The organism is Rossellomorea sp. YZS02 (genome assembly GCF_033963925.1).
Taxonomy (GTDB): domain Bacteria; phylum Bacillota; class Bacilli; order Bacillales; family Bacillaceae_B; genus Rossellomorea.
Genome location: NZ_JAXBLY010000006.1, coordinates 144,308 through 169,405, shown reverse-complemented (window position 1 = coordinate 169,405; position 25,098 = coordinate 144,308). Strand labels below are relative to the sequence as shown.

Annotated in this window: 28 protein-coding genes; 11 read left to right on the top strand and 17 right to left on the bottom strand. The window is 42.4% G+C overall.

What is annotated here, in order from left to right:
- Window positions 1-128: 128 nt before the first annotated feature.
- Together SLH55_RS08185 and SLH55_RS08180 are read right to left on the bottom strand one after the other, a co-directional pair.
- Window positions 129-2,327, bottom strand: coding sequence for a YhgE/Pip domain-containing protein (locus tag SLH55_RS08185; RefSeq protein ID WP_219167027.1), 2,199 nt, complete (start codon window positions 2,325-2,327; stop codon window positions 129-131).
- 123 nt (window positions 2,328-2,450) lie between these two features.
- Window positions 2,451-3,023: a TetR/AcrR family transcriptional regulator gene (locus SLH55_RS08180; protein ID WP_219167028.1), complete on the bottom strand. Its 573-nt coding sequence runs from the start codon at window positions 3,021-3,023 to the stop codon at window positions 2,451-2,453.
- A gap of 188 nt (window positions 3,024-3,211) precedes the next feature.
- Here SLH55_RS08180 and SLH55_RS08175 point away from each other — a divergent pair, with 188 nt between their 5' ends.
- The gene (locus SLH55_RS08175; protein ID WP_219167029.1) at window positions 3,212-4,618 is read left to right on the top strand and encodes a LysM peptidoglycan-binding domain-containing protein; all 1,407 of its coding nucleotides are present in this window, start codon (window positions 3,212-3,214) and stop codon (window positions 4,616-4,618) included.
- Between the two features lie 72 nt (window positions 4,619-4,690).
- Here the strand turns inward: SLH55_RS08175 and hemY are convergent, their stop codons facing one another.
- From hemY to hemE, 3 genes are all read right to left on the bottom strand, one after another.
- Window positions 4,691-6,088 carry a protoporphyrinogen oxidase gene (gene hemY / locus SLH55_RS08170; protein ID WP_226676861.1) on the bottom strand — a complete coding sequence of 466 codons (1,398 nt, stop codon included), beginning with the start codon at window positions 6,086-6,088 and terminating at the stop codon, window positions 4,691-4,693.
- Window positions 6,089-6,205: 117 nt separating this feature from the next.
- On the bottom strand, window positions 6,206-7,138 hold the full coding sequence (hemH, locus tag SLH55_RS08165; RefSeq protein ID WP_320323149.1) for a ferrochelatase: 933 nt from the start codon (window positions 7,136-7,138) through the stop codon (window positions 6,206-6,208).
- An 89-nt stretch (window positions 7,139-7,227) separates the two neighbouring features.
- Window positions 7,228-8,259 (bottom strand): uroporphyrinogen decarboxylase, encoded by a 1,032-nt coding sequence (hemE, locus tag SLH55_RS08160; RefSeq protein WP_320323148.1) that lies wholly within the window; start codon window positions 8,257-8,259, stop codon window positions 7,228-7,230.
- Window positions 8,260-8,534: 275 nt separating this feature from the next.
- On the opposite strand from hemE, the gene SLH55_RS08155 reads away from it, so the two are divergent.
- Both SLH55_RS08155 and SLH55_RS08150 read left to right on the top strand, forming a co-directional pair.
- Window positions 8,535-9,041 (top strand): antibiotic biosynthesis monooxygenase family protein, encoded by a 507-nt coding sequence (locus SLH55_RS08155; protein WP_219167032.1) that lies wholly within the window; start codon window positions 8,535-8,537, stop codon window positions 9,039-9,041.
- Between the two features lie 146 nt (window positions 9,042-9,187).
- Window positions 9,188-9,763, top strand: a complete 576-nt coding sequence (locus tag SLH55_RS08150) for a cysteine hydrolase family protein (RefSeq protein WP_320323147.1) — start codon at window positions 9,188-9,190, stop codon at window positions 9,761-9,763.
- A 105-nt stretch (window positions 9,764-9,868) separates the two neighbouring features.
- Here SLH55_RS08150 and SLH55_RS08145 read toward each other — a convergent pair whose 3' ends face one another.
- From SLH55_RS08145 to liaF, 3 genes are read right to left on the bottom strand one after another with little or no spacing between them, the layout of a single operon-like run.
- Window positions 9,869-10,522: a response regulator gene (locus tag SLH55_RS08145; protein WP_307513410.1), complete on the bottom strand. Its 654-nt coding sequence runs from the start codon at window positions 10,520-10,522 to the stop codon at window positions 9,869-9,871.
- Between the two features lie 20 nt (window positions 10,523-10,542).
- Entirely contained in the window at window positions 10,543-11,571 is a 1,029-nt protein-coding gene (locus tag SLH55_RS08140; protein ID WP_257474847.1) for a sensor histidine kinase, read from the bottom strand.
- 32 nt (window positions 11,572-11,603) lie between these two features.
- Entirely contained in the window at window positions 11,604-12,416 is an 813-nt protein-coding gene (gene liaF, locus SLH55_RS08135; RefSeq protein ID WP_219165663.1) for a cell wall-active antibiotics response protein LiaF, read from the bottom strand.
- 245 nt (window positions 12,417-12,661) lie between these two features.
- On the opposite strand from liaF, the gene SLH55_RS08130 reads away from it, so the two are divergent.
- On the top strand, window positions 12,662-14,059 hold the full coding sequence (locus SLH55_RS08130; RefSeq protein WP_219165664.1) for a hypothetical protein: 1,398 nt from the start codon (window positions 12,662-12,664) through the stop codon (window positions 14,057-14,059).
- Window positions 14,060-14,099: 40 nt separating this feature from the next.
- Here SLH55_RS08130 and SLH55_RS08125 read toward each other — a convergent pair whose 3' ends face one another.
- A complete protein-coding gene (locus SLH55_RS08125; protein WP_219165665.1) occupies window positions 14,100-14,693 on the bottom strand; it encodes a phosphatase PAP2 family protein in 594 nt (197 codons plus the stop codon).
- Window positions 14,694-14,790: 97 nt separating this feature from the next.
- Here SLH55_RS08125 and SLH55_RS08120 point away from each other — a divergent pair, with 97 nt between their 5' ends.
- Window positions 14,791-15,993: a M20 family metallopeptidase gene (locus SLH55_RS08120; RefSeq protein ID WP_307513413.1), complete on the top strand. Its 1,203-nt coding sequence runs from the start codon at window positions 14,791-14,793 to the stop codon at window positions 15,991-15,993.
- A gap of 39 nt (window positions 15,994-16,032) precedes the next feature.
- Here SLH55_RS08120 and SLH55_RS08115 read toward each other — a convergent pair whose 3' ends face one another.
- The 4 genes from SLH55_RS08115 to SLH55_RS08100 form a co-directional block, all read right to left on the bottom strand.
- Window positions 16,033-16,440 carry a DoxX family protein gene (locus SLH55_RS08115; RefSeq protein WP_219165666.1) on the bottom strand — a complete coding sequence of 136 codons (408 nt, stop codon included), beginning with the start codon at window positions 16,438-16,440 and terminating at the stop codon, window positions 16,033-16,035.
- Between the two features lie 129 nt (window positions 16,441-16,569).
- Window positions 16,570-17,274: an EcsC family protein gene (locus tag SLH55_RS08110; protein ID WP_219165667.1), complete on the bottom strand. Its 705-nt coding sequence runs from the start codon at window positions 17,272-17,274 to the stop codon at window positions 16,570-16,572.
- A 67-nt stretch (window positions 17,275-17,341) separates the two neighbouring features.
- Window positions 17,342-18,571 (bottom strand): ABC transporter permease, encoded by a 1,230-nt coding sequence (locus tag SLH55_RS08105; protein WP_320323146.1) that lies wholly within the window; start codon window positions 18,569-18,571, stop codon window positions 17,342-17,344.
- On the bottom strand, window positions 18,561-19,304 hold the full coding sequence (locus SLH55_RS08100; protein ID WP_219165668.1) for an ABC transporter ATP-binding protein: 744 nt from the start codon (window positions 19,302-19,304) through the stop codon (window positions 18,561-18,563). Before SLH55_RS08100 ends, SLH55_RS08105 begins: the two co-directional genes overlap by 11 nt.
- Before the next feature lie 831 nt (window positions 19,305-20,135).
- On the opposite strand from SLH55_RS08100, the gene SLH55_RS08095 reads away from it, so the two are divergent.
- Window positions 20,136-20,558 carry an HIT family protein gene (locus SLH55_RS08095; RefSeq protein WP_219165669.1) on the top strand — a complete coding sequence of 141 codons (423 nt, stop codon included), beginning with the start codon at window positions 20,136-20,138 and terminating at the stop codon, window positions 20,556-20,558.
- A 172-nt stretch (window positions 20,559-20,730) separates the two neighbouring features.
- Window positions 20,731-21,267: a tryptophan transporter gene (locus SLH55_RS08090; RefSeq protein WP_219165670.1), complete on the top strand. Its 537-nt coding sequence runs from the start codon at window positions 20,731-20,733 to the stop codon at window positions 21,265-21,267.
- Between the two features lie 58 nt (window positions 21,268-21,325).
- On the opposite strand, the gene SLH55_RS08085 is transcribed toward SLH55_RS08090, so the two are convergent.
- Window positions 21,326-21,520: a hypothetical protein gene (locus SLH55_RS08085; RefSeq protein WP_219165671.1), complete on the bottom strand. Its 195-nt coding sequence runs from the start codon at window positions 21,518-21,520 to the stop codon at window positions 21,326-21,328.
- Window positions 21,521-21,686: 166 nt separating this feature from the next.
- Between SLH55_RS08085 and SLH55_RS08080 the strand changes: the two genes are divergently transcribed.
- Both SLH55_RS08080 and SLH55_RS08075 read left to right on the top strand, forming a co-directional pair.
- Entirely contained in the window at window positions 21,687-22,058 is a 372-nt protein-coding gene (locus SLH55_RS08080; protein WP_219165672.1) for a YtxH domain-containing protein, read from the top strand.
- 353 nt (window positions 22,059-22,411) lie between these two features.
- Window positions 22,412-22,987, top strand: coding sequence for an HTH-type transcriptional regulator Hpr (locus tag SLH55_RS08075; RefSeq protein ID WP_219165673.1), 576 nt, complete (start codon window positions 22,412-22,414; stop codon window positions 22,985-22,987).
- 1 nt (window position 22,988) lies between these two features.
- Here SLH55_RS08075 and SLH55_RS08070 read toward each other — a convergent pair whose 3' ends face one another.
- The gene (locus tag SLH55_RS08070; protein WP_219165674.1) at window positions 22,989-23,318 is read right to left on the bottom strand and encodes a DUF1878 family protein; all 330 of its coding nucleotides are present in this window, start codon (window positions 23,316-23,318) and stop codon (window positions 22,989-22,991) included.
- 184 nt (window positions 23,319-23,502) lie between these two features.
- Between SLH55_RS08070 and SLH55_RS08065 the strand changes: the two genes are divergently transcribed.
- Both SLH55_RS08065 and SLH55_RS08060 read left to right on the top strand, forming a co-directional pair.
- Entirely contained in the window at window positions 23,503-24,039 is a 537-nt protein-coding gene (locus SLH55_RS08065) for a DUF3267 domain-containing protein (RefSeq protein WP_219165675.1), read from the top strand.
- Window positions 24,040-24,251: 212 nt separating this feature from the next.
- Window positions 24,252-24,431 (top strand): hypothetical protein, encoded by a 180-nt coding sequence (locus tag SLH55_RS08060; RefSeq protein WP_034763303.1) that lies wholly within the window; start codon window positions 24,252-24,254, stop codon window positions 24,429-24,431.
- 329 nt (window positions 24,432-24,760) lie between these two features.
- On the opposite strand, the gene SLH55_RS08055 is transcribed toward SLH55_RS08060, so the two are convergent.
- Window positions 24,761-24,856: a YjcZ family sporulation protein gene (locus SLH55_RS08055; protein ID WP_079534381.1), complete on the bottom strand. Its 96-nt coding sequence runs from the start codon at window positions 24,854-24,856 to the stop codon at window positions 24,761-24,763.
- A gap of 128 nt (window positions 24,857-24,984) precedes the next feature.
- The gene (locus SLH55_RS08050) at window positions 24,985-25,068 is read right to left on the bottom strand and encodes a YjcZ family sporulation protein (RefSeq protein ID WP_032089274.1); all 84 of its coding nucleotides are present in this window, start codon (window positions 25,066-25,068) and stop codon (window positions 24,985-24,987) included.
- Window positions 25,069-25,098: the final 30 nt, after the last annotated feature.

Sequence of the window (25,098 nt, the reverse complement as noted above, 5' to 3'; positions counted from 1 at the left end):
TCATATCTTTCAGTGTATAACCATTATGTACCTCTCCCCAATTAGTATACACGTTCATGTTTAAGAAGGGTTTGTCCATTTTATGAAGAAAAAACGGTAGATGTGTGTGACATCTACCGTTTTTTTCCTTATGCTTCTACTGTTTTTGTATATTGTTTCTTGAACAGCCCTACAAAGAACACTGCCGTCAATGCGACGAATACAATGAAGTATCCCAGCAGGATGAAGAGGTTTTGCCACATGAAGGCAAAGTCTCCGCTTGAAATGACCGCTTTGAACGCTGATACCGAATATGTCATCGGTAACAGTGCACTGATTGGTTGCAGTGCAGTCGGAATTAATTCGAGTGGGAATGTACCCGCACTCGTTGTCAATTGCAGAATCAAAATGATGATGGCTACGAATCGTCCCGGATCACCTAGTATTGTAACCAGCATCTGAATTAACGCCAGGAATGTGAGACTCGTAATAATAGTAGAAAGTAAGAATAATGGTACACTTTCCACTTCTAGACCCAATCCAAAGAGTAAGATCGCCGCTGCAATGAGTGATTGGATGATCCCTACTGTCGTAAGGACAGTAAATTTACCCATGAACCAGCTTACTCCGCTTGATGGGCGGTCGGATGGTTCTCGGAGCGGATACACAATTGAGATCAATAGTGCTCCTACAAATAGTCCAAGAGACAAGAAATAAGGAGCAAATCCTGTTCCGTAGTTTGGAACATGATTGATTTTCTCGTTTTTCACATCAACCGGTCCAGCCATCATGTCGTACGTATCATCATCGGCTTTGACACTGTTGGCTTCTTTGGCTGCGTCCTTTAATTTCGATTCGTATTCCGTTGTACCGTCAGATAGTTTCGTTGTTCCATCCGCAAGCTCTGTTGAACCATCCGCAAGCTTTCTGGAACCGTCGGCAAGCTTAGTGGAGCCGTCATATACCTGGTTAAGACCTGAGCTTAGTTCATTCGCCCCTGAAGCGAGACCTACCGTTCCCTGGTATACGTCTCCAAGTTTCTGATTTAATAAACCGTAGTTTTCCACCACTTTATTTTGACCGGCTACAAGCTGATTAGAACCTTCATCCAGCTGAGCTGATCCTGTTACAAGCTGATCGACCCCACCTTGTAGTTTCTTTTGACCTTCGTTTAATGCACCAATTCCCCCGGCAAGAGAATTCGCTCCTTTTTGAAGCTCAGTGGCACCATTGCTTAAAGCTCCAGTACCTGTTTGAAGTCCCGATGCACCCTGCTTGATTTGATTGATGGCAGCCTTTAGTTCGGCCTGCTTTTCTTCAGGCAGGCTTCCCATATATGGAGCCAATTCATTCTCAAGCTTAGTGGCTCCTGCTCCGATTGCCTGAGCCCCGGCTTGTGCACTGTCCGCTCCGCCTTTCAGGTCACCAATCTTTTCAGCCAAGGTTTGAGACCCTGCCTGCAGTTTGGCTGTATTGTCTACTGCACTATCAAGTCCTGCATCCACCTGTTCCAAACCGGCCTTGCTTTTATCGATTCCGGCAGCAAGGGAATTCAACCCGGTTTGAACATCCTGCGTTCCTTTATATAATTGCTGTGATTTATCCTTCATGACCCCAACACCGTCAGATAGTTCCTGAGAACCTTTTGCGAGTTTCTCTGCACCGGCACGGGTCTTTGCCACACCGTCTGTCATCTCGACGTTCTTTTCAGCAAGGACTGCTAAATTGTCTTTTAGCTTTTTGGCACCTTGAGAAAGATCAATGGCACCATTGTTGATTTCGCCCGCTTTATCGCTGGCGGTCTGGAAACCATCTCCCATTTCCTGAATCTTCTCAAACATCGTTTCAGCATATGTTTCTGAAACGGATTTAGAGAGACTGGCTTTGATTTCTTTCATTGCCGTATCCCCTATTTGAGCAGATAAGAAATTAAAGCTTTCATTTGGCACATATTTCAGAGAAAGCTTCTTAGGACTTTCTTCTAACAATGTTGTACCATTTTCAGAGAAATCCTCTGGAATCTCCACAAGCATGTAATAGTCCTGCTTCTCCAGATTCTTATAACCTTCCTCTTTATCTACGAAGTGAAAATCGAATTGATCGCTATCCTTCAACTTATCTACAAGATCCGATCCGATATGCAATTCCTTTCCGTCAAACTCCGCGCCCTGATCGCTGTTGACAACGGCCACGGGAAGGTCGGAAAGCTGCTCGTATGGATCCCAGAATGCCCATAGGAACATGCCGCTGTATAGTACAGGAATAAAAAGAACGGCTAGTATTGGAATGAGCAGCTTCTTGTTGCGAAAAATCGCTTTGAATTCTGAACCAATAAATGATTTCTTCATGTTTACCTCCTACTAATTTTTAAAATGGAACTATTGACCAATAAGTTCAAACGGTCATAAAGGAGTAAAAATAAATGACTATATTATTCAAATGGTCATTTATTACCAAAAATGAAGGATTATCTAATTCGATAACCCCTTTATGATGTAAAGTTCAAACAAGTTGGCAATTTCATCTTTATCCAGTGGACCATGGGTACGTTCCCAATCAAATATCAAGGAAACATATAGCTTTAGTAGTACAAATGCAGTCATTTCCGGATTGCATGGCTTGATCGCTTCTGAGGCAATGGCCTTTTCTATCCGGTGACTAAGGAATTTGATCACTACTTTCTCCATGCGATCGATCACTTCGGATACTGCAGGCGTCCCCATTTCGCGGGCTTCCTGGTATAATTTAATGGTGAGCTTATGCTCTTTTCTAAATTCGAGCAAACGAAATAGTGCAGCATGAACATTTTCTGAGAATGTTGCATCTGGATCGATGACTTCTTCTGCTTCATGGGTCATTTCCTTAATGAGCGATGAGACAATCTCATCGAATAATTCTTCCTTGTTTTTGAAGAACGTATAAATGGTGCCCTTTCCGACGTTTGCCAGTTTAGCTACTTGATCCATCGTCGTGGCTTTATAACCAAACAAAGAAAAAGAATTGGTAGCAGCCTCGAGAATTTGTTTCTTGCGATCAATCGCCATGACTTCACTCCTTCATATGACCGTTTGACCAAATTTGTTATTTAGTCATTTTGTTAACATTGATAAATTTATCACATCTTTAATCATTACACAAGAGATATTTTTCAGTTTCTAAAGCCAAGGATCCTTCATATCGAATGAGCCCTCTTGAATAGGCTATAGGTATAAGGTTTGTAAGGAGGTGCAACATGAATATTTACGTAGTGAAAAGCGGCGATTCACTCTGGTCGATATCGTCAAAGTATGGTGTGGATGTAAACCAGATCGCTTATGGAAATCAGTTGAAGAACCCGAATCTACTTATTATCGGACAAAGTCTTCTCATCCCTGAACCATTAAAGGAGTATATTGTGCAGCCTGGGGACACGTTATATAAAATCAGCCAAAAATATCAAATCAACATGGACGAATTAGAAGCATTCAATCAAATCTCTGACCCGGCGGCACTCTTTGTCGGACAGTTGATCGTGATGCCGGCATTCATTCATAAAGTCAGACCCGGCGACACTCTTTACACCATTTCTTATAATTATAAAGTCCCCATGCAGCAGATATTAAATGCAAATGCCATTTCTAATCCATCCCTTATTTATCCCAACCAGGAAATTAAAATTCCGAATATGAGACCGATGATTGAGGTAAATGCCTATACGACCAGAACGGATGGGCAAGGTATAGCTGAAGTGAATGGATTGGGGAGCTATTTCACTTATCTGGCTCCATTTACCCACTCCATAACGAGTGAAGGCTCTATCACAGAATTGAATGATACGGGTCTTATTTCAGCAGCCAATAATCAAAACGTTGAGCCACTATTGGTATTGACAAATTATGTGGATGGAAAATTCAACTCTGATCTCGTCGCAAAGGTATTGAGAAATGAACCTCTGCAGAACACATTAATTTCGTCCATCGTGAAGAAAATAGAAGAAAAGGGGTATAAAGGTCTTAACATTGATTTTGAATACGTTTATCCAGAAGACAGGGAAAATTACAATTCCTTTTTAAGAAGGACCGTAAAAGTTTTAAAGCCTAAGGGCTATTCTGTTTCAACAGCCCTTGCACCCAAAATTAAGGGCGACCAAAAAGGGTTGTTATACGAAGCCCACGACTATAAAGCTCACGGAGAAATCGTAGACTTTGTTGTCCTCATGACGTACGAATGGGGTTGGGCTGGGGGTAAACCATGGGCGATCGCTCCCATCAATGAAGTCAAAAAAGTACTGGACTATGCCGTGACCGTCATTCCTCGTAAAAAAATCCTCATGGGGACACCCCTTTATGGACGTGACTGGAAAGTACCATGGGTTGATGGAACCTTCGCAAAAACCGTCTCACCCCAGGGTGCCCTGGATTTGGCGAGCAAATATGGTGTACGCATTCAATATAATGACCAGTATCAATCCCCCTTTTTCAATTACTGGGATGAAGGTGGTCAGCAGCACGAAGTTTGGTTTGAAGATGGAAGAAGCATGCTGGCAAAGCAAAGAGTACTTGACGATTATGGGTTAAGGGGTCTAAGCTACTGGGTTCTCGGTTCAGCCTTCCCACAGAATTGGCTGCTCCAGCATTCAAGGTACCAGGTCAGGAAGTAAGATCCCTCATTCTATGAATAGTACCCTCATACCACAAAAGACAAAAGACCACCAGTTTCCCGGTGGTCTCGTTCATTTTAAATAATCCAGCACTTTTAAAACGGTCTTTTCTCCCTGACCGATACAATCAGGTATGCTTAACCCGTCATAAGAACTACCGGCGATAAATACTCCCGGGAGACTCTCTTCTGCTTTATCATACATTTCCCGGATCCGCTCCCGGTGGCCAACCGTATATTGCGGCATGGAGTTTTTGTATCTGGTGACGATTGTGAAATCCGGCTGTCCCTCAATATCCATTATCTTGCTCAAATCATCCATGACGATTTGCTCGATGTGATCATCGGATAAATCCACGATGGTTTCGTCACCGGACTTACCAAGGTAGCAACGCAATAGTGCTTTTCCTTCCGGAGCCGTATGTGGCCACTTTTTATGCGTCCATGTCCCAGCAGTCAAAGAGTAATCGCTGTTCCTTGATACAAGAAATTCTGTACCGGCGATATCCTTTTTTATAGCCTCCTGAGAGAAGCCCATTGCAACAGTAGCAACGGATGTAGCCGGCATGGCCTTTAAGAATGATAAGAATGGATAGGATGAAAACATGGATTGTAATACATGATGCGGGGTGGTGACGATAACGCTGTCGGCTTCCATCTGCTCCCCATTTGTAAACGTAATCGTATAATCATTTTGGGCTTCTTTATCTATGCTCGTTACTTTCATGCTTTTGTAAACCGTATTCGGTTCAAGCTCTTCTTCCATGGCATCGATGAGGGATTCGAGTCCTCCGGTAAAGGTCAAAAAGTTACCTTCGATGTTAGAGTCTGCTCCTTGTCCGCTCTTTTTGATGCCGGCAATCAGGCTACGATGTTTTTGTTCTATTTCATAGAGTTGCGGGAATGTTGACATTAAGCTTAATTGATCGATATCCCCTGCGAAAATACCTGTTAAGAGAGGTTCGATCAAATGGTCGACGACTTCATCTCCCATTCTCCTTCTGAAGAATCTTCCCAGGGACTGATCTTCACTGTCTTGTGAGCGGGGAAGAATGAAATCTGCTGCAGCCCTCATTTTTCCTGATAGTGAGAATAAACTTGTTGTGATGAAAGGGGCGATTTGAGTTGGAATCCCTACAATGGATCCACCTGGTATGGGATACAGCTCACCACCGGCTATCACATAGGACGTGCCCTTGCGATTTCGAACGAGTGTGTCCTCTATACCCAGCTTTCCCGCCAAGCGGGAGAGTTCCGATTTGCTCGATAAACAAGAGTCCGGCCCTTTTTCGATAACATAGCCGTCCTTCTTGAAAGTCTGGACCTTCCCACCCAGTCGATGGGTGGCTTCTACAAGCTTCAATTCAATGGGAAGATTCCTTTCTTTGATTTCTTGTTGCAAATAGTAAACCGTCGTTAATCCGGTGATTCCCCCACCAATGACTACGACCTTTTTGGTTTGTGGTTCCAACACGTTCATCGCCTTCTTTAACAAAATATCTTTAATCCCGTTAATAGAGAAGGACTAAAGCTGTGAGCATGCACCCAATTGCTTCAGTCCTTCCTGTGTAGCCATAAAAAAGAGAAATTATTTAGTAAGGTGTTTCAACACGACTTCTGCCATGGCATCAATGAATTCAGGTTTGGCATTTGGCATTCCAGGGCGATAGTACGAAGCTCCAATTTCATCTGTCACGACTTTGCACTCATAATCATTGTCATAGAGAACTTCAAGATGATCAGCAACGAACCCTACCGGTGTGTAGACAAAGGTAGTATATCCTTTCTCCTTATGAAGGTCCCTTGTCAGGTCCTGCACGTCTGGGCCGATCCATGGATCAGGGGTGTTCCCCTCACTTTGCCAGCCTACAGCATATTCTGTCACACCCGCTCCCTCTGCAATCATCTTTGCTGTTTCCTCTAATTGCATCGGATACGGGTCACCTGATTGCAGAATACGTTCAGGCAAGCTGTGAGCAGAAACAATCAGGACTGCTTTACTGCGCTCATCATCGGACATTCCTGCATACGTTTCTTTCACGCGATCCACCCAATATTGAATGAATTTGGGTTCATCGTACCAGCTTTCAACAGAAGTAATCTGAGGTCCTCCCAGCTTTTCAGCCGTTTCTTTGGCGCGGCCATTGTACGATTTAACACTGAACGTTGAAAAATGCGGGGCCAAAACGATGGAAATCGCTTCTTCAATGCCGTCCTTATGCATCTGCTCGACAGCGTCTTCGACAAAAGGCTCGATATGCTTTAAGCCCAGGTACATTTTGAATTCTATGTCATCTTGAATACTGTTCAAATGTTCTTCGAGACTCTTCGCTTGATCAAGGGTGATTTTCGCCAGAGGGGAAATCCCGCCGATTGCTTCATAGCGCCCACGGAGATCTTCAAGCAGTTCACTGGAAGGGACTCTTCCGTGGCGGATGTGTGTATAGTAGCGTTCCAAATCTTCTTCTTTATATGGCGTTCCATAGGCCATCACCAACAGGCCCATTTTTTTCTTTGACATATACTTCACCTCATTATCAGTTTCATACATTCCATTATTGTGCCATGTTTTCCTGATAGAATCCATGTACAGGCTGTTGTGAATGTGCTCTATCTGGCACTGTATTCATGTACGAAGGCTGCCAGGCGCTTTAATGTATCCGGATTCACTTGTGGGAAAACCCCATGCCCCAAGTTAAAGATATGACTAGGAAGCCCCATCCCCTGATCCAGGATTTCTTTGGCTTTTTCTTCAATCACATTCCACGGAGCCAACAATATCGCAGGATCAAGATTCCCCATGACCGTTTTCGAGATACCTCTGTCCCTTGCTTCTGTAATAGATAGTCGCCAATCAAGGCCAACGACATCAATCGGAAGATCATGCCATTCATTCGCCAAGTGACTTGCGCCTACACCAAACATGATCAAAGGAACGTTCTCTTCCTTCAGTTCATTAAAGATTCTTTCCATAACAGGCTTGATGAACGTACGATAATCCTGCACATTCAACGCACCGACCCAAGAATCGAAAATTTGGAAAGCAGATGCCCCCGCTTTGATTTGAGCTTTCGCATACGTAACGGTCATTGCTGCCAATTTATCCATTAAAGCAAACCAGGCTTGAGGTTCTGCATACATGAATGCTTTTGTTTTATTATAATTCTTGGAAGGGCCGCCTTCAATCATATAGCTTGCCATTGTAAACGGGGCACCGGCAAAACCGATTAACGGAACGGATAACTGTTCCTGAGTCAATAATTTGATCGTGTCCAGTACATAAGGGACATCCTGTTCAGGATTGATTTCTCCCAGTTTTTCAACATCTGCCGTGGTACGGATCGGGTTGTCTATGACAGGGCCGATACCTGATTTAATCTCTACATCCACCCCAATCGAAGGGAGCGGTGACATGATGTCTTTATAAAGAATCGCAGCATCGACGTTATATTGTTCGACCGGCAGTCTTGTGACATATGCACAAAGTTCGGGTTGATGCGTAATTTCAAATAGAGAATATTTCTCCTTGATTTTACGGTATTCAGGCTGTGAACGACCCGCTTGTCTCATATACCAAACCGGAGTATAGTCCGTATTTTCTCCCCTTGCCGCTCGTAAAAAAGTATCATTCATCTGTTTCATACCTTTGTTCGTCCACCTTTCTATGTAACTCATTATTCCCATTGTAAACTAATTTGAGTAGATTCTAAAATTGTCTTATTTATAATATGACCGTCCGAATTGTAACCCTTTTAAACTATAGACGTTTTAAGGAGAATTGTATAGCTATCATGGGAAAATGTCATAAATTTGCCGATTTTCGAAGAAGGAAGAAAAAATATCCATGAATCATGTTACATGAGAGAAAGAAAAGGGAAGAGTATAATAGAAGTGACTAATTTGTTGAGGTGATTTGGATGAAGTTATATATGACGACGGGTACACATGATTTCCTTCAAAAAATAATGGATCAGCATCCTGAAGAAACAATGATGTTGATGCAGGGGGAAGATGCACTGCTTTTACACGAAACAAGCGGAGAAAGTGTGTTTGAGTCTCCTCGAAGCTATGAGGTTGTCGACCAATCCGGCACACTGGAAAGCAAAGGGTATGTTGTATTCAACAATATTCCTGTATCAGACGAAGGCAGACCGCTTTTTGAATACCGCTTTAAAAACCGGGCCGGTTTAATTGAAGAAGTTGAAGGCTTTACAGCGATTCGAGTTCTTCGCCCTTTGGACAGCGATACATATGTAATCATGACCCTGTGGGAGGATGAAAGAGGTTTCCTTGGATGGCAGGAATCCAAGCAGTACGAGAAAGCCCACGCTAAGCGGGGGACAGAAGAAGGAATTGATAATCAAAAGGACATCTTCCCACGTGCTTCCTATGTAAGTAAATATTATGTTTCAGGTCAATCCTGAAGAAAAAGCTGCCTGACATTGGGCAGCTTTTTCTTTTTTCAATCTTTACAATTGCAGTGAGGGTGTACATACATAATTACAAATAATTAACAGTATACTTTATCGTATTGGTCATGGGCATCCTGAATGAAAGGAGAGGAGTTCCAATGAGTCAAACATGTCTGCTATTAATTGACTTTCAAAAGGCTTATAGAGATCCTTCATTAGGAAAACGAAACAATCCGAATATGGAAAAGAATGCATATCAACTGCTTCAAGGCTGGAGAGAAAAAGCCTGGCCGATTGTGCACGTTCAGCATTCTTCTCTCGATATGGAATCACCATTGCATTCAAGTTCCGCAGGATTCGATTTCATGGAGAATTTCCACCCTTCCCGGAATGAAAAACACATCATCAAGCATTTCACCAGCGCCTTTATCGATACGGATCTGGATTTATATTTAAAGCGGGAAAAGTATGAATCTCTTGTAGTCATGGGGTTCACCACCAATCACGGCATATCCAGTACCGTTAGAATGGCAAATGACCTGGGCTATGATGTAACCGTTCCTTTTAATGCTACTGCATGCTTTGAAACATACTCGTTTGACGGTTCGTTATTTTCAGCTGAAATCGTTCACGGCCTGTCACTGGCAAATCTCCACCATGAATTTGCCACCATCTCTTCCACCGAATCTCTGTTGTCAACGCGTTTAAAATTAAGCAAGCCGGTTATTTTTTAATTTTCGTATCTGTTCTTGCAGAAGGGGCTTGGTCAAAGGGAATGATATCATTCCCTTTGACCAAGCCCCTTCTGCATTACTTAATGATTCATCACTCAACACTGCCTACTCTTTTGCTTCCGACTTATACAATATCCCGTTTCGATTTGCATAGATGGCTGCCTGGGTGCGATCTGCAACCCCAAGCTTACTCAGAATATTACTCACATGGGTCTTGACGGTCTTGATCCCGATAAATAACTCTTGAGAAATTTCCTGATTCGTCATCCCTTCGCCCAAACATTTTAGAACATCCATTTCCCTTGAGGTAAGATCTTCATGAGGCATCTTTTCCTGAGGACGAAAACGATTCATCATTTTATCGGCTACTTTTGAGGCAATAACGGATTCACCTTTTACCGCTTTATAAACCGCTGCTGCTACTTCTTCGGCACTAGCCGTTTTCAATAAATAACTATGGGCACCCGCTTCAATGGCGGGAAACACTTTTTCATCATCATAATAGCTTGTCAGGATGATAATCTTACAGGATGGATGAAAAGATAGAATCTTCTTTGTAGCTTCAATTCCATTGCCATTCTCCATTAGTAAATCCATTAGTACTACATCAGGCATATAAAGCTTAGCAAGCTGGGCAGCTTCATTTCCACTCTTCGCTTCTCCAAGAAAGTCGATTCGTTCTTCAGTCAACAGATAGGTTTTCATACCCAAGCGCACCATTTCGTGATCATCTACAATCATAACTCCTATCTTATCCAATTGTGCTCTCCCCCTTTAAGTCAAACCGGAATCCTCAGATCGATATACGTTCCCTCTTTTTCTTTAGATCGAATCTGAAATAATCCTCCTATTTCCTCAGCCCGTTCCCTCATCGTCTGTAGACCGTAGGATGTCATCTTGCTTTCCTTCAAATCAAACCCTTTCCCGTTATCGCTTATGTACAGTGTAATATATCCTCCCTTTTTCTCCGTGGCAATCTTCACCTTTGTAGCCTCTGAGTGACGAAGGATATTAGAAAGGCTCTCCTGGATGATCCTGAACATATGCGTTTCGGTCCCTTTCGACAGATCTTCGATTCCCTCGAGGGTGGCATCGATTTCGATCTGCGTTTTTTCCTTCAATTCCTTTATCAATATGGATAACGCTTCCGCAAGACTTTCACCTCTTAAGTCGATGGGACGCAGATGAAGAAGAAGTGCTCTCATCTCACCTTGTGCTTTCCCTGCAATGTCAGCTACTTGCTTCACAATGATTGCTACTTTTTCAGAATCTTTACCAATGCTTTTTTGTGCCGCGGAAGAAAGCATATTTAACGCAAATAATTGCTGACTGACGGAATCATGCAGGTCCCTCGCAAGCCTTTGACGTTCTTCCATGACCGCAGCCTGATGGGCCTGATCAGCAAGTTCTGATTTTTCATCAGCTAGCCTCTGAAGTGATTTCACCTGTTCCTGAATGAATACGGCGAGCTGGTTCAACTCATCCGATAAAATCCCAAGCTCATCATGCTCAAACCGATCGACCCTTGCGGAGAATTTCCCACTTCGGAGTAGCGTGACGAAGGTAGATATATCATCGATCCTGCCTTTGAACGTATAGCCTGTACGAAATCCGAAATAAATGCTTAAAAACAGTAGAATGATTCCCATCCAGAGGGTCATATAAATCGAGAGTTCGAGAGATATACTCGGATCCTCTGATAAATACAGATAGACTTGCAGTGATATAAAGCACAATAGAATGGCCATGACGGACATCATTAAAAAACTTTTGAAGATCCAATTTCGAATATTTGAGGACTTTTCCAAGCTCTTCCCTCCTTATTACGAATTCGCTATCTCTATATACGGGTAATCCGTATCGACCCGATTTTCACATCGATAGATAGTTTGATTTTTTTACTTGCCTCTTCATATTCCGGTGAACGGTAATACAATTCTGATCGTATATCGGCAGATTTCTGATCAAACAACTTTACATCCCCCACCTGGACCTTAAGGGTGATTTCCACCGGTACATTTTCCGGTATGATCATCTTCACATCACCAATCCACCCTTTGATGCTAATAGGCGTTTCCCCTTCCGGAATGAAAGCCTTACTGAAATCGAAATAGTAATCTCCTATGGCATTATAAAGTCTCATATTTTCAAGAGGCCAATTTGGTTCGGCAAAGCGTACATCACCGACGATGAACCCCCTGTTGATTTTATTTTTCTTCTGCAGGATCTTCTCTCCCAACGGTTGATGTTCATCGTGTACTTCCGGGATCTCATCGAAAGGATACTCACTACTTATACTTACTTTGATCGGTTTATTCCTTACAACCCTGTGAATGGCGATGGCGATAATGAAAATCGGCCAAAGTTTCCACCAGTTTTCATAATCGAATTCGACCAAATCATACGCGTCCAGGATGATTAATGCCCCCAGCGCCAGACTAAACAACCCAAATAATAATTTTCCGAAGCTTTTCTTCAGAAAGCTGTCCACTGTCCACTTCAATCCCAGCAGTATGAACAAAATAGGAATAATATTGACAAATATCTGCGTTATTTCCAAGGAAATGACACCTATATTCAATAGTAATAACAACAACCCTATCACCATTAACAAAAATGAGAAAAACCATTGTTTTCTTCCTTTATACCTCATACGAGCACCACCTTCACATCACTTATTAGATTCGCTATTGTCCTTTGCAATTCCTGTTATTCCTTTCATTATAAAGTCATTCCCCCGATCGTTTGACGAGCATGGGCATGATTTCACCTCAGTCCACAGACGGAAAAATGTTTTCTTACTGAATCACACCTTACCTCCCTTTTCATAATCTATAGTACAGATCAGGGCAAACGCCTAAGGTTTGAGGAAGGATATATAGAGGAGGTTTTTTTCTGATGGGGATTGATCTAACGGCTCTTCATTGGATTTATTTGGTTTTCATAGGATTGATCATACTTTTTATGGTTTTCCGTAAAGACACAACGATTGTATGTATTCTGGGGATTTTTAGTATTGCCTTAGTGGCAACGGGTTCCTTAAGTGGATCGATCAGCAGCATATTTAATAGTTTCATATTTGCCATCACTGAATTGCTTTCTACGATTCTCGTCATTTCCATCATCGTTGCCATGAGTAAAGGACTGACGTCAACCGGGATAAATGATGTAATGATTCGGCCTTTCACCAGGTTCATTCGAACCCCTGCCCTAGCCTACTGGACCATTGGCCTGGTCATGATGTTCATCTCCTGGTTCTTCTGGCCATCTCCGGCAGTCGCTCTCTTAGGGGCTGTGTTGGTACCGGTCGCCTTGAGGGTAGGATTACCGGCACTTGGCATTGCCATGGCGATGAACTTATTCGGTCACGGAATCGCCCTTTCAGGGGACTTCGTCATACAGGCTGCACCTAAGCTGACTGCAGATGCTGCAGGTATTCCTGTTTCAGAGGTTATATCGGCAAGCATCCCTCTCATTATTGTCATGGGTGTCGTCACCACTGTTACGGCATTCATTTTCCTTAAACGGGATATGAAAAAAGGGATACTCAAGGTCGATCCCAGTTCACTGACGACTATTGAGCAAGGACAGGATTCTGCACTTGACCTGTTATCATCAGGATGGAAAAAGGTCATTGCGATTCTTATTCCGGTTTTGTTCGCCCTTGATATTACAGCCATGGTCCTCTTTGATCTTCAAGGCGGGGATGCAACAGCCCTCATCGGCGGAACGTCTATCGTCATTCTTCTCTTGATTTCATTGGCTGCGTATAAAGGAAAAGGATTGGAGAAAACTACCAGCTTCATGATAGACGGATTTCAATTCGGCTTCAAGGTATTTGGTCCAGTGATTCCGATTGCTGCTTTCTTCTATTTAGGGGATTCCGGATTCCAAACAATCATTGGCGATTTCCTCCCGTCGACGTCACATGGAATCGTAAATGATCTCGGGGCATCCCTCGCTGCCGCTGTCCCACTCTCAAAGGCAGTTGGTGCCATCACCCTGACATCAGTCGGTGCCATTACGGGACTTGATGGGTCGGGGTTCTCGGGAATATCTCTTGCTGGTTCCGTAGCCAATCTATTCGCAGAAAGCATCGGGTCCGGTATCGCCACTCTCACTGCCCTTGGGCAGGTGGCAGCCATCTGGGTCGGTGGTGGCACCCTTGTCCCATGGGCACTAATACCTGCAGCCGCTATCTGCGGAGTCGACCCATTCGAACTCGCCAGACGAAACCTGCTCCCCGTTGTCATCGGTTTAATCGCCACTACAATCGTGGCTATGTTTTTAATCTAAATATTAAGGGACGGACCTTGGGTTTAAAGGTCCGTCCCTCCTAGTTTCCTGGTCTCTTCTCGTATAGGAATATACATAGTACAAAAAAGGAGTATCCAAGCAGGAAACCGGCGGCAACATCCGACGGATAGTGGGCCTGTTCCACTACTCGGCTAAAGCCTGTAAATAGAGAAATGATCACTGCAAAGGTGAAAATCATAATCTTCATTCCGACTGAAGAAAGCTCTTTACTGATGAAATAAGCGATAACCAGTAAGAAAACCAACCCAACCATGGCATGACCGCTCGGAAAGCTGAACCCCTCTTCTCCATGAGAAAAAGGCGGTCTTTCACGTCCCATCAAGCCTTTGATCAGTTTATTCAATACGTTGCTTCCCGCTACCAACACTACAACGGTGATGATTCCGACAAAGTCCTTCTTGACCCACCAAAGAAATAAAATTAATGCAATGGATCCAATACCTATGACCATCTCAGTTCCAATCACTGAAAACAGTTTCAGAAAATGCAGTTTGTTCATATTCGTCAGCAAGTACTCTTCTCCGATTATGTCCATTTCGTGATAAACAAAATGAGCGATGGTCATAAACAATACAAATGAGATAATAGCTGTTATGTAATGTATTTTCTTCATCAAATTCCCCCTTATTTCATTATAATTAATCACTTCTACCTGCATGATTAGTGTTATAATATTCGTAATATTCACCAAACATTAGGAGGTTCTGCACTTGCTGAATGAATTATATCAGAAATTAGATGAACGTTGGATTGAAATGGTTAAAATCAGGAGATTCCTTCATCAACATCCGGAATTGTCCTTCCAGGAAAAAAACACGGCAAAGTATATTGCAGATTATTACAAAGACATCGGCATCCCCGTTAAGGAACAAGTCGGCGGAAACGGTGTCGTAGCGAGGATTGAAGGTGCTCTCCCAGGCAAGACCGTAGCTCTCCGTGCAGACTTCGATGCCCTTCCCATCCAGGATGAAAAGGATGTGGAATATCGCTCCACCGTCCCGGGCGTCATGCATGCTTGTGGACACGACGGACATACTGCCACACTGCTTGTACTCGGGAAAACCCTTCATCAAATGCGTGATACCCTATCAGGAACGGTGGTCCTCATTCATCAACACGCGGAAGAATATGCGCCAGGCGGGGCAAAGTCCATGATCGATGCAGGCTGCCTTGACGGAGTGGATGTCATTTTCGGAACCCATTTATGGGCTACAGAACCGCTTGGGAAGGTACTTTACCGGACAGGTCCGATCATGGCTGCAGCCGACCGTTTTGAAATCGTGATCAAGGGATCCGGGGGGCATGGGGCACAGCCTCATAAAACAAAGGATTCCATTGTGATCGGTTCTCAAATCGTTTCAGAGCTCCAGCAGATTGTCAGCAGAAGAGTGAACCCAATTGACCCTGCCGTCGTGACGATCGGCTCATTTATGGCCGATAATGCATTCAATGTCATAGCTGATTCAGCTAAGTTGATCGGTACCGTCCGCACTTTTAATCCGGAAGTAAGGGACTTTATCGAAGAAGAAATCGAGCAGATCCTGAAAGGTGCGTGCATTTCTGGCCGCTGTGAATATGAATATGTGTATGACCGTGGGTATCCTGCGGTTGTCAATCATTCCGAGGAGACGGAACTATTCATCCAAAGTTCCGATTTAGTGGATGAAGTCCATACCGTGGAAGAAATCGAAATGCAAATGGGCGGTGAAGATTTCGCTTTTTACTTGGAACATGTGAAAGGTACCTTCTTCTTTACAGGAGCCAAGCCTGATCATGTGGATGTTGCCTTCCCTCACCACCATCCTAAATTCGATATCAATGAAAAAGCGCTGTTGATTGCTGCAAAGTCACTTGCAAGTGCCACACTTCACTTTCAAGAGAAACATGCCGTATCAGAAACAGTGCAGAAATAACCCAAAAAGGAACGGGCACATGCACCCGTTCCTTTCTTCTTAATAAAAACGATGGTTCTGTTCAATTTTACTGACTACCAATACCCACCAGATCAAGAGTGGCTGGAATAATAATCTGATCCAAAGCAGCAGTTGATTCGCTTCTTCCTGTCCAGGTGCAGGAATGCCTTTAATCGCTGCGTATATATTTGCAGGAAAGACAAGGACTAAGTATATTGCCGTTACAATTCCTGTTTTTTCACGGGTTTTAGGAATCAGTAATAATACAGCCAGGATAAATTCAATGATCCCTGTGATGTAAACAAGCTCTTCTCTTAAAGGAATGAAAGCTGGGATCATTTCCGCAAATCCCCGAGCTTCGATAAAATGAAATACGCCTGCTAAAAAGAAAAAGAAGGAAAATAATATGAGCCCAGCGATCTTCAGTGCTTTTTTCTTTTTATTCATCTATTACTCACCTCACAATGCAACTCTACTTTTTCACTATACACGAAGTTATGCCGAAAATAAAAAAATGGATCTGACATCGGCATGAACAAAAAAAATCGACCATGAAGGCCGACCTTCTTTCCGATACTATTCTAATTCATTAAAGAAGCGAATCCGATAAGCAAATTTTGCCACCTCACCAAGCTGATCCAACAGCTGATAATTCGCATAAGCTCCCACCACTGCCCCGACGCCCGGGATGAGCTGGAGCATTTTCACAAAATCGATGTAATCCCGGTATTCCTGTTGAAAGGTTTTCCAATCAAGTTCCTTCAGCTTTTCTTTTTCTTCCTCCCAATTTTCTATTATACGAAGAACTTCCTTCTTGTGAGAATCACTTGAAAATGCAAGCTGAAAGACATACAGCAGGAATAAACGTTCCTCGTATTGTTTCGGGTCATACCCATGGATCAGGGAGCATTCGCTTAAGAACTTCATTTTAATGGATAAGAGCAGCGGAAAATCTGCCAATCCAAGGAAGATTCCGCCGGCACCGGTACCTGCCCCTTCAATCGTTGCAGCCTTCCGGTAAAATTCCAATCGCTCTTTCATCAGAGCTTCCCGTTCCAAAAGGCCCGGCATACACGCAATTGTGTGGAGGGAAACCCATTCGCTCCCTTTTAACGTTACCTGCACCATTTTCTTGATGCTTTCGGTTACCACTTTATGGGCTTTTTCGGGTATCCATTGATTCACTTTCGTTTGCGCCTGTTTGGAGACCCTCTGAAAAATGGACGATTTCCTTATATATCTACGTTTCCAGGACTCGAGTTCTTCTCTTTCATGGTTCACTTTAGAACCACCATCCTTTTTTATTTGCCTTCACTCATTATACGTTCATCTTACTGCTGCCGTTTCACTAAAACAGGGTTTCCTCCATTTTCTTTAACCGCTGCACCACGTAGAAGTGACTGAAGAAGATGGAAAAGGTCAAACCGGCAAGCAGTGTGATCAGCCCCGGAAGCCATTCTCCTCTAATAAAGAGTGGCAGAGAAAAGATAATTGCCTGAATCATCATCGACTGACTCATGATTTTCTGAAAGGATGTTTTTTTCAATTCTCTTGATACAGGATAAATGAGAACCAATATCTTATAATCAAAACGTTTGAATAAAGGGATCATTTGAAAAGCCGTCAAATATAGAAACACCAGGGCCGTAAGAATACTGAAGATGAATGATGCATTTGAATAAATCAACAATACTCCTATAAGGGTCAATCGAATATATAGACCTGAGTATTCACTTGTTCTTACAAGCGCCCGAAGATATAAATAGCGATACGTTGACGCTTGCGAAAATGGAGCCTTCACAAGCCAATCAAGCCATTTTCTTCTGTGGACCTTCCCTTTCAGTTTCGGTACATCTGTAAACATATTGGCAATCCGATATAAGATCAGCATACGCTGCTCTTCAAGATTGATCAACAAGTCCCATTTAAGATTTTTTTCCTTCGTGGATTGATGAAAATAAAATGCATATACGAGCATCAATATTGCCACAACGATGGTCATCCATAGGACAGCTCCTGATAAAACAAGGAAAACAAGTGTACTGCTCAACAAAAAGCGGACCAGACTATCGATCCAATGGGCTTCCTTTTCTTGAAACTTTAGCATGAACCAGCGAACATAAAGGTTCCACACCTTAATGGCCAGGATTAGGGCAAGCAATGGAAAGAAGCTTGAGAAGCTACTGCCTGATACCGCAACATACATAGGCATGAGAGCTGCCAGCACTAGCAATTGTATATATGATTGAAACATGAAGCTAATCCAGATGCATTTGTTAAAATAGCTTGTTAATCGTCCCTCCAAAGGCAATAGAAATACAGCATCCGCTTCCCGGAGGAATGTGTATACCGGACTCCAAGCCAATAAGAGCCCAAGTACGAGAGCCATGATCAAAGGTGCAGGAAAAGTGGGATCAAGAGTCTTCACCCATTGATTATATGTAAATGCCGCACCTCCCAAAGCAAAGATCAGCACGAATAACAAATGGTCATTGAACATGTACTTCAAATACTTCTGAAGCTCCTGGTTATACTCTACAACCCGTTTCTTCCAGATGCTTTCCACATTATTCATCATGGGTTTCTTCCTTTGTCAGCTGGATATAGATATCATCTAATGTTGCCTCAGGCATGGCAAACTCCCTCTGAAGCTCATGAAGCGTACCCTTTGCCCGGATTTCCCCTTCATGAAGGATGATGAAAGAATCGCAATATCTTTCTGCCGTTGCGAGTATGTGGGTCGACATAAGGATGCCTGCCCCGTTCTTTTTCATTTCCTGCATCCAGTCAAGCAATGACTGAATCCCGAGTGGATCCAAACCTACAAAAGGTTCGTCGATAATGTAGAGTCTTGGCTCGATAAGAAACGCGCACATGATCATAACCTTTTGTTTCATCCCTTTTGAAAAATGGGCAGGGAACCAGCTCATTTTCTTCTCCATCCGAAAAGCCTTTAGAAGCTTATCGATTCTTCCTTTATATTCGGACTCTGACAGCCCATATGCCATCGCCGCAAGCTTCAAGTGTTCCTCCAGTGTTAATTCATCATATAAAATCGGTGTTTCAGGTATGTATGAGAATTGCTTGCGGTATTGGTCGGCATCCCGCTTCAATGTATGTCCATTGATGGAGACCTCACCTTGCTTTGCCTCCATCAGACCAATGATATGTTTAATGGTCGTACTCTTCCCCGCTCCATTCAACCCGATCAACCCGACAATTTCATTCGATTGTATCGAGAATGAAATATCCTTCAATACCGGCTTCCTTGTATAACCGCCGACAAGATTCTTGATTTCTAATAATGACACGAGCAGCAACGTCCTTTCTCTTCAACGTATTATTTCTATTTTACCAAAATTTCAGGGTGAAGGCATGTTTTAATAAGGCTGTTTTCGTAACCATTGTTGCTTTTGGATGTAGCGAGTGGCGGTTGATTTCCGATATGACAGAGCAGAGCACCCACAAACCTCTGTCCACAAGAATTTATGCGAAAACAGCCTTTAAATAAAGTAACTTTCCATATTTTAGAATTCATAACCATCCTGCCTTCTGCACAACATAATATCAGAAGGGGCCAGCAATAAGAAAAAGGGGATGGTTGTTAAAGACCAGCTAACCGATTTCACTATTGTTTGCGACTTGAAGGATTCGTCGTCTTCTATAGTGAATGACACACTCACCATATTCATTTGATCAAAAAATTGATAAATGAGGTGTTTGTTAAAGCACATTTTGACTGAATCAACTTACTTTAGTAGCTTACCTTAGCTTATTAGATAAGGGGATGGTCAGTTTGCACAGAGTCATTCATGTTACCAGCGATTTACACATATCATCCTTATAGCAAATGAGGTGTTTGTCCAAGACGGCATACAGATTCTATTGTCTTAATTGCTTAAATAGCGAAAAGATAAGGGGATGGTCGCATTGAACAATTTTCATTCTAACCCAGAATGGTACACTTTTCGAAGCTACTAGCGAATGAGGTGTTTATCAAAGAGAATGAAGCCTGACATTTAAACCTTTACAGTATTACCCCTTCTAAGAAGAGAGGCAGGAAAATCGTTCCTGTCTCTTCTTCATTTATTGTCCTATTAATGATAAAATACATACACCATTACTGAAAGGTGGAAATGATTATGAGTGATTGTATTTTTTGTAAAATCATCGATGGAGAAATTCCGGCAATGAAGGTCTACGAAGATGATCACGTCCTTGCTTTTCTTGACATCAGCCAGGTGACGAAAGGTCATACTCTCCTTATTCCTAAGGTACATAAAGAAAATGTATATGAACTGACACCGGATATCGCAAGCCACCTCTTTTCTGTTGCACCGAAGATCGCAAACAGCATCAAGGCTGAATTCAATCCGGTTGGAATGAACCTGTTAAGCAATGCAGGTGAAGAAGCGGGACAATCCGTCTTCCATTTCCACATGCATTTCATTCCACGCTATGGAAATGGCGATGGCTTCGGAGCCGTTTGGAAAACCCACAATGACGATTACAATCAAGAAGATTTGAAAGAGATTGCAGATTCCATCGCACAGCACCTATCATAAATTCGACAGCCCGCACCCTTATCGATGAAGGATGCGGGTGTTTTTTCAGAAAATTAAATCTTTGACACCCATTCACTATGTGTTATAATGTACCTATCTTTTCGCTGATGGCAACAGTGCACATCAGGAGAAGCAAAATACAAAGTATAGTTTAGTTGAGGAGAGATGAGAAATGAATACAAAAACACTTGTATCCCTATCCTTATTAGTAGGGATCGGGGCTGTCCTGCACACAGTGATCCCGGGAATTTTCTTAGGAATGAAACCGGACATGATGCTGACGATGATGTTCTTAGGCATTATCCTGTTTCCGGCAAAGAAAAACGTATTGCTATTAGGTTTATTAACAGGAGTCATCTCAGGACTGACAACACAGTTCCCTGGAGGATTCTTACCAAACCTGATTGACAAGCCGGTTACGGCATTCGTTTTTTACGGATTATTCCTTGCTACAAAGAAGATTACCCGTTCATTAGTAGGCGCTTCTGTTCTAACCGCTATCGGTACACTCGTATCAGGAAGTATATTCTTACTTTCTGCATATATCATCGTTGGTCTGCCTGGAGCTTTCTTCGCTCTATTCGCAGCTGTCGTACTTCCGGCAACACTTGTGAATGCTGGAGCGATGTTCGTTGTGTATCCGATCATCAACGGTATCTTAAAACGTTCATCCATTCGGGAAGCTGTCACAACCGAACAGCTATCCTAATAGAAATAGAAAAGCCCTCCGGCTTGTGCATTGTCACTGGCCGGGGGGCTTTTTTCTATTAACCTGCCGCAAACCAGAACAGGATTCCTATCAGAAAGGTGATCAAGCCACCGGAGCCCATAATGGTAGCGCGTTTTTTCAAAATATTCTTAGGAGGATACATACCAGGTCTTTGGATACTGACAAAGTTATACACCATGCTTAAAAATAAGACGACACTGAGAGCAAAGAAACCAAAGATTATTCCGTCCATTCTTTTAGAACCTCCCCCTCTCACCACTCCTTACCTTTATTTTTATGCTGTCAAGTGGAGGGTTATGAACCGACTTGTTTCAATCTGCTTCAAAAGGGAAAAGGAAAATACATACTGATTGTAGAAGTATAGTATTATAGAAATAGAAGAACGAGGTGAAAACATAATGAACAAAAAATCCTTAGCATACGGATTATTGATCGGCGGGGTGGTCGGAGGAGTCGCTTCTCTTCTTACATCTCCCTCATCCGGTAAAGAGATCCGTGCACAAATCAAAGACAAGAAAGACGATTGGACGGGAGTCATCGAAGAAATGAAAGTCCATATCAGTGAATTGAAAGAGTCCATTGGGACATTGTCCCAGGAAGGAAAAGAAACCGTCCTTCAGCTTTCCAAGGACCTTCAGGCATCCTTCAAACAGTGGCAGGCTTCAACTGAGCCCAATAATCAACGTCTTCAGGAAGAAATCCAAAGTATCCAGAAAACCATTGAAGAGCTGGAAAATTCCATTAACTCAGCCAATACTCCGAATCAATAATGGTATCCCCCGTTTAGCCTCACTCCATTTTGGATGAAAGGCTTGCGGGGAATTCTTTTTTTATTAACTATGATTTTTTTCAATATAGTGATTCCCCCTTTAAATCCCGTCCTTACAGCATTCGAACGTCTTTCTCTTTCTGTTTTACGATAGATACACCCACCAGAAATTATATACTTCGAAAAATTTTGTCAATTTAGCCTTTATTAATTATTACTTTATTGGCATAATAAAATATAAGCGCTTTCTTTTTTGATAATCGTTAAGGCGTATCCTTTGGAACTGCTTACAACGGGACAAATTCAGAACAGCTTATATTAAAAAAAGATTTTCTAGCAAAGTGGGTGAATGAGATGAAGGAAAGAGAATTTACTTTGAAAGAGGCTATGCTCTTCAGTCAAAGAATGGCCCAGCTTAGCAAAGCGTTGTGGAAAGCCATTGAAAAGGATTGGCAGCAGTGGATCAAGCCATATGACCTGAATATCAACGAACATCATATTCTCTGGATTGCGTATCATTTAAAGGGAGCTTCCATTTCAGACGTGGCTAAATTCGGGGTAATGCATGTATCAACAGCTTTTAACTTCTCAAAGAAATTAGAAGAACGGGAACTTCTGGAGTTTTCCAAACGGGAGAATGATAAGCGGAATACGTATATTCAACTGACGGATAAAGGGGAGAAAATCCTCCTCGATTCAATGAAGAATTATCAGCCTGAAAGTCACTCTATCTTCCAGGGGGTGTCTCCTCTACGGGAGTTATACGGAAAGTTTCCTGAAATGATCGAAATGATGACCGTCGTCCGGAATATTTACGGAAATGACTTTATGGAAATATTCGAAAAATCTTTTCACAATATAGAAAATGATTTTTCTGATGATAATGGTAAGCTCAGTGAACTTTTTGAAGATGAGGAAGAACTGGCTTAAATTATAAGCTCTTCCTCAATTGGTACATCAAAGTGGGGTAAATGTTTTGAACAAGGCAGCTTTGGACAACTTCATGCACATCGAGCTTTGCATGAAGTCCTTCTTCAAATTCCTTAAAAAGCGGAGTATTGTACACGAATCCTTCCGCTTTTTGTTTTTTAAGCTTCATGCTCAATCTATCACAAGTAACGAAGAACTCCCCCACTTCCTTCTCCGACAGTCCGCTACGGATAATTAACCTGTGAAAAGGGAATCCATTTTCAGGTATCATTTCAGCCATCAACCTTTGATGATACTCAAGTTTCTCTAGTCGTTTCATTAGTTCGTCCATATTCATCACCCACAAAATTTCTCATACTCTTATTGTACAAAACTATAACATACCTGTCGCCTCAAATACCCCTCAAAAAATAAGAAAAAAACCTTCCAAAATGTATTGATTTTTTCCGGCAATCGTAATAAAGTATGTAAAGCACTTAATTAACCACTATTCGTCTAATGGAGGCGATTTTTTTATGCATTGCTGGAAAACAATCAATCTGGAAAAACAATTTGGGTTTTACCGAGTCTTTTTACTTTCTTCCATTATCATGATGATGGTATTCTCATTAATATACGTACCAATTAATTTACTATTTCCGAGTTCATTCTATGATAATCACTTCCTTGGATTCTTCGTGGGATTGATGAGCATATATCCATTGCATAAATTTTTTCACATCGTGCCAATACTGCCCTTTGTGAAGAAAATAAAATGCAAATGCAACCGTAAAATGTATTTCTTGCCGATCCTGTCGATTAGAGTGGATCAGCCGATATCAAAATACCGTTACCTGGTCGCGCTGGTGGCCCCGTTCTTTGTCTTAAACAGTATATTGTTATATGGGTGCTTTCATTTTCCACATTACTCGCATTACTTTACGATGCTCCTTGCCTTTCATTCAGGAATCTGTGCCATTGACTTTATTTATGCAAGGCAATTGATGAACTCACCTAAGAATGCATTGATCGAAGAAAATGAAGACGGTTATGAAATATTGATTTATCAGTAAGGATGATGGATGGCCATTGAGGGGCACTCTCGATGGAAGAAGTCATCCTTCTCATTTTTTATGACGCATTCACACTTGGCCGCTTCTTCCGGCGTGAATCTTGTATATGCGAAAAAAGCTTCATTTACAAGAACCAGGCAACACTCTTGCTACCATTTAGGGAAATAATTTGGTAATGTATAGTCTATAGGAGATAACGGGGAGGGGTTTGGATGATCTCCATGTTTTTAGTGTTTGCAGTTTTCATCTTATTTTATATAAATAAAATGACAAACGCATTATGTTTACAAAAAGAAATACCTGAAGAGCGCCAACCTAAGGTGTTTAGAACCATCAATATCCTAATCACCATACTACTGGTCTCTTCGTATATAGAAATTCTGTTTACATAGAAGGAAGAAAAGCGGAGGCGGCTTGGGCAGCCCCGACAAGCATAACTGGGAAATCCCTGAAGGCGCTCTTTGCCTTTGGGGATTTTTCAGTTATGACCTCGAGGGGCTAGCCGCCGGAGCTGGACAATCAAAAGCGGAGGCGGCTTGGGCAGCCCCGACAAGCATAACTGGGAAATCCCTGAAGGCGCTCTTTGCCTTTGGGGATTTTTCAGTTATGACCTCGAGGGGCTAGCCACCGGAGCTGGACAATCAAAAGCAGAGGCGGCTAGCCCCGAAAATGTAAAAGCAGATCCGAAAAAATTCGGATCTGCTTTTTTTATCTATTCAAATTAGCAAACGTATGCTGCACCAATGATGATTAACAAAATGAATAAAACTACGATTAACGCGAAACCTCCGCCGTACCCGCCGCAAGCACCTGACATATGCGCTTCCTCCTTTCATGTATGAAAAGCATCTACAGATGAATATGAAGCAAAAGGGGCCAGCCTTTCGTTAGGTATTGCCCCCTCTTACAGTCTGTATCCGGTAAAGTTAAACTCTGAGGCTAAAATTATAGCCATGCTGCACCCACAATGATTAATAGGATGAACAATACTACGATTAACGCGAAACCTCCGCCGTATGCATTACCCATAACTTTCCACCTCCTTTGAAGCGCTACTTT

What these genes read in the sequence shown, in the direction of transcription:
- hemH (WP_320323149.1), bottom strand. Translation starts at nt 7,138, where the DNA reads ATGTCAAAGAAAAAAATGGGCCTGTTGGTGATGGCCTATGGAACGCCA.
- SLH55_RS08080 (WP_219165672.1), top strand. Translation starts at nt 21,687, where the DNA reads ATGAACAAAAAATCCTTAGCATACGGATTATTGATCGGCGGGGTGGTC.
- SLH55_RS08090 (WP_219165670.1), top strand. Translation starts at nt 20,731, where the DNA reads ATGAATACAAAAACACTTGTATCCCTATCCTTATTAGTAGGGATCGGG.
- SLH55_RS08075 (WP_219165673.1), top strand. Translation starts at nt 22,412, where the DNA reads ATGAAGGAAAGAGAATTTACTTTGAAAGAGGCTATGCTCTTCAGTCAA.
- liaF (WP_219165663.1), bottom strand. Translation starts at nt 12,416, where the DNA reads ATGAGGTATAAAGGAAGAAAACAATGGTTTTTCTCATTTTTGTTAATG.
- SLH55_RS08065 (WP_219165675.1), top strand. Translation starts at nt 23,503, where the DNA reads ATGCATTGCTGGAAAACAATCAATCTGGAAAAACAATTTGGGTTTTAC.
- SLH55_RS08095 (WP_219165669.1), top strand. Translation starts at nt 20,136, where the DNA reads ATGAGTGATTGTATTTTTTGTAAAATCATCGATGGAGAAATTCCGGCA.
- hemE (WP_320323148.1), bottom strand. Translation starts at nt 8,259, where the DNA reads ATGAAACAGATGAATGATACTTTTTTACGAGCGGCAAGGGGAGAAAAT.
- SLH55_RS08050 (WP_032089274.1), bottom strand. Translation starts at nt 25,068, where the DNA reads ATGGGTAATGCATACGGCGGAGGTTTCGCGTTAATCGTAGTATTGTTC.
- SLH55_RS08180 (WP_219167028.1), bottom strand. Translation starts at nt 3,023, where the DNA reads ATGGCGATTGATCGCAAGAAACAAATTCTCGAGGCTGCTACCAATTCT.
- SLH55_RS08085 (WP_219165671.1), bottom strand. Translation starts at nt 21,520, where the DNA reads ATGGACGGAATAATCTTTGGTTTCTTTGCTCTCAGTGTCGTCTTATTT.
- SLH55_RS08175 (WP_219167029.1), top strand. Translation starts at nt 3,212, where the DNA reads ATGAATATTTACGTAGTGAAAAGCGGCGATTCACTCTGGTCGATATCG.
- SLH55_RS08130 (WP_219165664.1), top strand. Translation starts at nt 12,662, where the DNA reads ATGGGGATTGATCTAACGGCTCTTCATTGGATTTATTTGGTTTTCATA.
- SLH55_RS08060 (WP_034763303.1), top strand. Translation starts at nt 24,252, where the DNA reads ATGATCTCCATGTTTTTAGTGTTTGCAGTTTTCATCTTATTTTATATA.
- SLH55_RS08115 (WP_219165666.1), bottom strand. Translation starts at nt 16,440, where the DNA reads ATGAATAAAAAGAAAAAAGCACTGAAGATCGCTGGGCTCATATTATTT.
- SLH55_RS08150 (WP_320323147.1), top strand. Translation starts at nt 9,188, where the DNA reads ATGAGTCAAACATGTCTGCTATTAATTGACTTTCAAAAGGCTTATAGA.
- SLH55_RS08105 (WP_320323146.1), bottom strand. Translation starts at nt 18,571, where the DNA reads ATGATGAATAATGTGGAAAGCATCTGGAAGAAACGGGTTGTAGAGTAT.
- SLH55_RS08055 (WP_079534381.1), bottom strand. Translation starts at nt 24,856, where the DNA reads ATGTCAGGTGCTTGCGGCGGGTACGGCGGAGGTTTCGCGTTAATCGTA.
- SLH55_RS08125 (WP_219165665.1), bottom strand. Translation starts at nt 14,693, where the DNA reads ATGAAGAAAATACATTACATAACAGCTATTATCTCATTTGTATTGTTT.
- SLH55_RS08155 (WP_219167032.1), top strand. Translation starts at nt 8,535, where the DNA reads ATGAAGTTATATATGACGACGGGTACACATGATTTCCTTCAAAAAATA.
- SLH55_RS08070 (WP_219165674.1), bottom strand. Translation starts at nt 23,318, where the DNA reads ATGGACGAACTAATGAAACGACTAGAGAAACTTGAGTATCATCAAAGG.
- SLH55_RS08185 (WP_219167027.1), bottom strand. Translation starts at nt 2,327, where the DNA reads ATGAAGAAATCATTTATTGGTTCAGAATTCAAAGCGATTTTTCGCAAC.